The sequence below is a fragment of the Roseateles sp. genome (genome assembly GCF_031397715.1).
Lineage (GTDB): Bacteria > Pseudomonadota > Gammaproteobacteria > Burkholderiales > Burkholderiaceae_C > Paucibacter_A.
Genome location: NZ_JANNMI010000276.1, coordinates 1 through 5050 on the forward strand (window position 1 = coordinate 1; position 5050 = coordinate 5050).

Consider the following 5050-nt stretch of genomic DNA (forward strand, 5'->3'; position numbering starts at 1 on the left):
GGCGCGCGCCGATGTTCTCGGTACGCTCGTTGACTTCAAAGGCGATCTCGGCCAAGCGGCGGATGCCGTCCTGGCTGAGCTCCAGCGTCACGTTCTCGGTCGCCAACAGCGCCTGGTATTGCCTGACCAGGCTGGCATGGGTGCTGCACAAAATCGCCTCGAAGTCATCCACCGACAGCGAACTCAGCTCGACCCGGATCGGGAAGCGGCCCTGCAACTCGGGGATCAAATCACTCGGCTTGGCCAAGTGGAACGCGCCCGAGGCGATGAAGAGCATATGGTCGGTCTTGACCATGCCGTATTTGGTGTTGACGGTAGTGCCCTCGACCAGCGGCAGCAGGTCGCGCTGCACGCCCTGACGCGAAACCTCAGCGGAGCCGGAGTCGGAGCGCGAGCAGACCTTGTCGATCTCGTCGATGAAGACGATGCCCATCTCCTGCGCGCTGTGCAGGGCGGCGGCCTTGATCTCGTCCTCGTTCAGCAGCTTGGCGGCTTCTTCCTCGACCAAATGTTTGATCGCGTCGGCAATTTTGAGCTTGCGGGTCTTTTTCTTGCTTGCCCCCATTTGCGAGAACATGCCCTTCAGCTGCTCGGCCATTTCTTCCATGCCGGGCTGACCCATGGTCCCGAGGATTTCCATCGTCGGCTTGGCATCCAACAGGTCGATCTCGATTTCCTTGTCGGCCATCGCGCCTTCGCGCAGGCGCTTGCGCATCACCTGGCGCGTCGTGTTGTCAGCCTCGCTGCCGGGCACCAGGATGTCGAGCACGCGGTCTTCGGCCGCATCCTCGGCGCGCAGGCGCGAGCGCTTCATCTGCAGCTCGCGCTCCTGCTTGACCGCCATGTCGATCAGGTCACGGATGATGGAGTCCACGTCCTTGCCGACATAGCCGACCTCGGTGAACTTGGTTGCCTCGACCTTGATGAAAGGTGCGCCGGCCAGCTTGGCCAGGCGGCGCGCGATCTCGGTCTTGCCGACGCCGGTGGGGCCGATCATCAAGATGTTCTTGGGCGTGATCTCGGCGCGCAGCTTTTCATCCACCTGCTGACGCCGCCAGCGGTTGCGCATGGCGATTGCCACCGCGCGTTTGGCTGCGTTCTGGCCGACGATGTGCTGATCGAGTTCGGAAACGATCTCTTGGGGCGTCATTGAGCTCATTCGAGAATTTCAATCGTATGGTTCTGGTTCGTATAGATACACAGGTCGCCGGCGATCTCCAGCGACTGCTTGACGATTTCCGCAGCCGTCAGCTCGCTGTGTTTGAGCAGCGCGCGGGCGGCGGCCTGCGCATAGGCGCCGCCCGAGCCGATCGCGGCAATGCCCAGCTCCGGTTCCAGCACATCGCCATTGCCGGTGATGATCAAGGAAGCCGTGCGGTCGGCGACCACCAACATCGCCTCCAAGCGGCGCAACACGCGGTCGGTGCGCCAGTCCTTGGTCAGCTCAACCGCCGCGCGGGTCAGGTGGCCTTGGTGCTTCTCCAACTTGGCCTCGAAGCGTTCGAACAGCGTGAAGGCGTCCGCGGTGGCACCGGCAAAACCGGCCAGCACCTGATCGCGGTGCAGCTTGCGCACCTTGCGGGCACTCGCCTTGACGACGATGGTGCCCAGGGTCACTTGGCCATCGCCGCCGATGGCGACCTGCATGCCGGTCGGCGTGGCGCGGCGCACGCTGATGATGGTGGTGCCGTGGAAGAGGGGTGATTGTTGGTCCATAGCGGCTGCAGATGAGGCCATTGAGCGCAGCTTCAAGCCAAAACTTCTACAGCTGACGCACCTTGATCTTGGCATGCTCGTTGATGCCCATGGCGACAAAGAACAGGGCCACCAAACGGTGCGCGTCGGTGAAGCTGACGCTGCGATTCTCGGCGCGGCGGCTCAACACCCAGTTGAGCAAATCACCTGCGGCCATGAAGTCAAGCCGTATCAATTTCGGGCAATTGACGTTGATCACCGTGGCCGCACCGATCTCAGTCGTCATGGTTGCCAAGGTCGCCGAGATGTCGCCGCTCAACTGACCGCTGAGCTCCAGTTGAACGCTGGCCGGTAAATGCGCCTGTTCGTTGATTTGCGACTCCATGAAGCTGGTCGACTGCTCGGTCGGCATGATGTTGGTGGCCGGGCCGGTGGTGGACATGCCGGCTGCGCTGATCCTAACGCGGCAATTGCTGGGCTCCCAACTCGGCGGCGAGACCTCGTAAGTCACGCAGTAGTCGATCGCGGTCTCATCGAACTGATCGGGTCGATTGACCAGGCGCAGCGCCTCCAGTCGCAACATCCAGAGCGCCGGGTCGGCATCGCGCACGCCGACCGGCGCCATTTCGCTGAGCAGGTGCAAGAAGGCATCGCCGGCCAGCCAGCGCATATCGACCTGCTGCTGCGCCCAGCTGCGGAACAGCTCGCGCAGCAGACCGCAGGCTTCGATGTCGAGCTGGCGCAGCGGTGCCCAGTCCAGCACCCAGGGCATGGGCAGGTTCTGGCAGCGGGCTTTCAGTTGTTGAACCGATTCGGAGACAAGATACTCGGGCGCGGACCAGCTGACGCCGCTCGAAGCGCCCATTGGCGCGCGCACCGAACGCGCCGCGTCGGCGACCAATTTGGGCAGCGAATACCACTGCGGCGCGGACAGACCGAACAGCTGGGCATAGTCCAAGGCCAGCGCTTCGAACTTGGCTTGTTGGCCGGTGGCGCGGAAATGGTCAAACAGCACCAGCCAGGTCTCGCCCTGCAAATTGCGCTGTCCGCCCGGCCGTATCAAGGCGTTGATGGCGGCTTCACAGCTCTCAAAGTCGGCATTGGCGAAGGCGATCACCGCCTCGTCGAGCTCGGGGTCGTGCATGACCTCACGCAACTCGGGGTTTGCCTGCTGTGCAACCCTGAAACTCAAGGGCGGTGCAGAGGTGGCCGCACCAGTCGCCACATGCGACGTCTCAAGCGGCGGCAGGTCTTTGATCGCCGGCAGCCGGCTTGCTTTCGCATCCGACAGGGGCGACAAGCCGGCCCCCATCACCACAGCGGCTGCCGGCGGGACGGCTTCCAGCCGCTGCGTCTCGGCGGTGGAGGCAAACTCGCTCACGGTTGGGGGCGAGACATCAACCGTCGAGGTGGGCGCGAAATGGGCCGGTGTCGTGCTGGTTTCGTAAAATCGCTGGGTATGCGGGGCTTGGGCCTGCGAAGTGACATAGCCCTCGCCGGCCATCTGAAGTTCAATCTCGTCGATCTTCGCCTTGACGCCGAGATCAATTTTTGAATTCAGCTCGCTGATGCGCTCAACTTCATCCAGTCGAGAATTCGACGAGCCCAGGATCGCTAGCTGCTCGGGCGTCAGCCCCTCGCGGCGAATCCGCCGCAGCATATCGAGCTCGCGCTTGCGGACAAAATCATTGCGGCGCTTGCGCTCGACCATGGCGCGCAGCTCGGCCTTGGCCAAGTCGCCTTCGGGGTCATCTTGACGGGAGTTGATCTCGGCCCAGTCGGTGGTCGGGTTGGCCACAAAGCGCGCGACTTTGCGGAAGAAGCTCTCGCCGTCTTTCGGTTCTGTCATGCGCGCTGGACCTTGGTTGGAATCGAACTGTGACCCATTTAGCGACCATTCAAGGCTGGCAGCCCGAGCCCAGCTTAGTCGCCGAACATCTTTTGCTTCATCTCGCGGCGCTGCTGCGCTTCAAGCGACAGCGAGGCGGTCGGGCGAGCAATCAAACGGCCCAGGCCGATCGGCTCACCGGTCTCGTCGCAATAGCCGTACTCGCCGTTGTCGAGGCGGCCCAGTGATTGCATGATCTTCTTCAGCAACTTGCGTTCGCGGTCGCGCGTGCGCAGCTCCAGCGCATGCTCTTCCTCAATGGTGGCGCGGTCGGCCGGGTCGGGCACGATCGAGGTGTCTTCACGCAGATGCTCGGTGGTCTCGCCGGCATTCGACAGCACGCCGTTCTTCAGCTCGGTCAGCTTGGCGCGGAAGAACTCGATCTGCTTGGCGCCCATGTATTCGGTTTCGGGCATGGCCAGCACTTCGGCGTCGGTCAACTCAGTCCCGGTCTTGGTTTTCCAGGCGTTGACCAATTTAGGGTCGGCCTTGGCGGCGGTGCGGGGGCTTTCAATCACGGGCGTGTGCATTTGTCTGGTGGGCGGCTTCGGAGGAGCGAATCGGTCAGCGAAGCGGCTGTTTCCGGTCGGTGGAGGACTGGCCTCGATGGTGGCAAGGTGGGGCAGGTCGGCAGCCTCAGATTTGGCCTTTGAGCTTGTCTTGCCTGCTTTGACGGCGGGACGGGACTCAACCACGGCTTGGGTTTGCTCGGGCTGGGTCGCTGTGGCGGATTTTGGGGCCTGGGTCTTGCTCACGTTTCTCTCCTCGCACTTACATCCCTAGTCGTCGACTCCTTCGAGCCTACTGATCTAGCTATCAATCGGGACCAGCTTATTTCGCATTTTGAGCGCCGCGGATTGTAGCCACGATATGGGTGCGCCCATCAAGTCGATTTGCAAAGCTGGGTGGCAATTTTCAGGCCAAGCAACCTTCCATGCCTTGCAAAAGAATTTCCTTAGGCAAATCGATGCCGATGAAAACCATTTTGCTCGACTTTTTCTCTCCGGGCATCCATTTCGGGCCCAGATCCGAGCCCATCAACTGATGGACGCCTTGAAAGATCACGCGCTTGTCGGTGCCCTTCATATACAAAACGCCTTTATAGCGCAGCATCTTGGGGCCGTAGACCTGCACGATGGCGCCCAGAAAGTCTTCCAGCTTGGCGGGGTTGAAGGGCTTGTCCGACTTGAAGACAAAGGACTTCACATCGTCGTCATGCACATGGTGGTGTGGGTGATCGCAATGCTCGCCTGCTTCGTGTGCGTGGTCATGGGGCGCTTCGATGGTCAAGAAATCGGGGTCAATTTCCAGCTTGGCGTTCACTCGAGGGCGTGATCCCGCGCGCCCCGACGTATCCCGTGAAAGGCCAGATGCTGCTGCTGCAAGCATCGCCGGGCTTGATCAAACGCACGCTGCACAGCGAAGGGATCTACCTCGTGCCACGCCTGGACGGACGCGTGATCGTCG

Annotated in this window: 4 protein-coding genes and 1 pseudogene; all 5 read right to left on the reverse strand. The window is 61.8% G+C overall.

The features are described from left to right. Positions 1-1159: ATP-dependent protease ATPase subunit HslU (gene hslU, locus RMO57_RS12135; RefSeq protein ID WP_310386945.1), on the reverse strand; the 1159-nt coding region annotated here is incomplete at its 3' end. Further along, entirely contained in the window at positions 1156-1716 is a 561-nt protein-coding gene (hslV, locus tag RMO57_RS12140) for an ATP-dependent protease subunit HslV (protein ID WP_310386947.1), read from the reverse strand. The genes hslV and hslU, both read right to left, overlap by 4 nt. A gap of 46 nt (positions 1717-1762) precedes the next feature. Then, positions 1763-3544, reverse strand: a complete 1782-nt coding sequence (locus RMO57_RS12145; protein ID WP_310386949.1) for a hypothetical protein — start codon at positions 3542-3544, stop codon at positions 1763-1765. A gap of 74 nt (positions 3545-3618) precedes the next feature. Continuing rightward, the gene (gene dksA, locus RMO57_RS12150) at positions 3619-4101 is read right to left on the reverse strand and encodes an RNA polymerase-binding protein DksA (protein WP_414896416.1); all 483 of its coding nucleotides are present in this window, start codon (positions 4099-4101) and stop codon (positions 3619-3621) included. A 397-nt stretch (positions 4102-4498) separates the two neighbouring features. Then, positions 4499-4906, reverse strand: a pseudogene (locus tag RMO57_RS12155) (GTP-binding protein); the annotation flags it as partial. Positions 4907-5050: the final 144 nt, after the last annotated feature.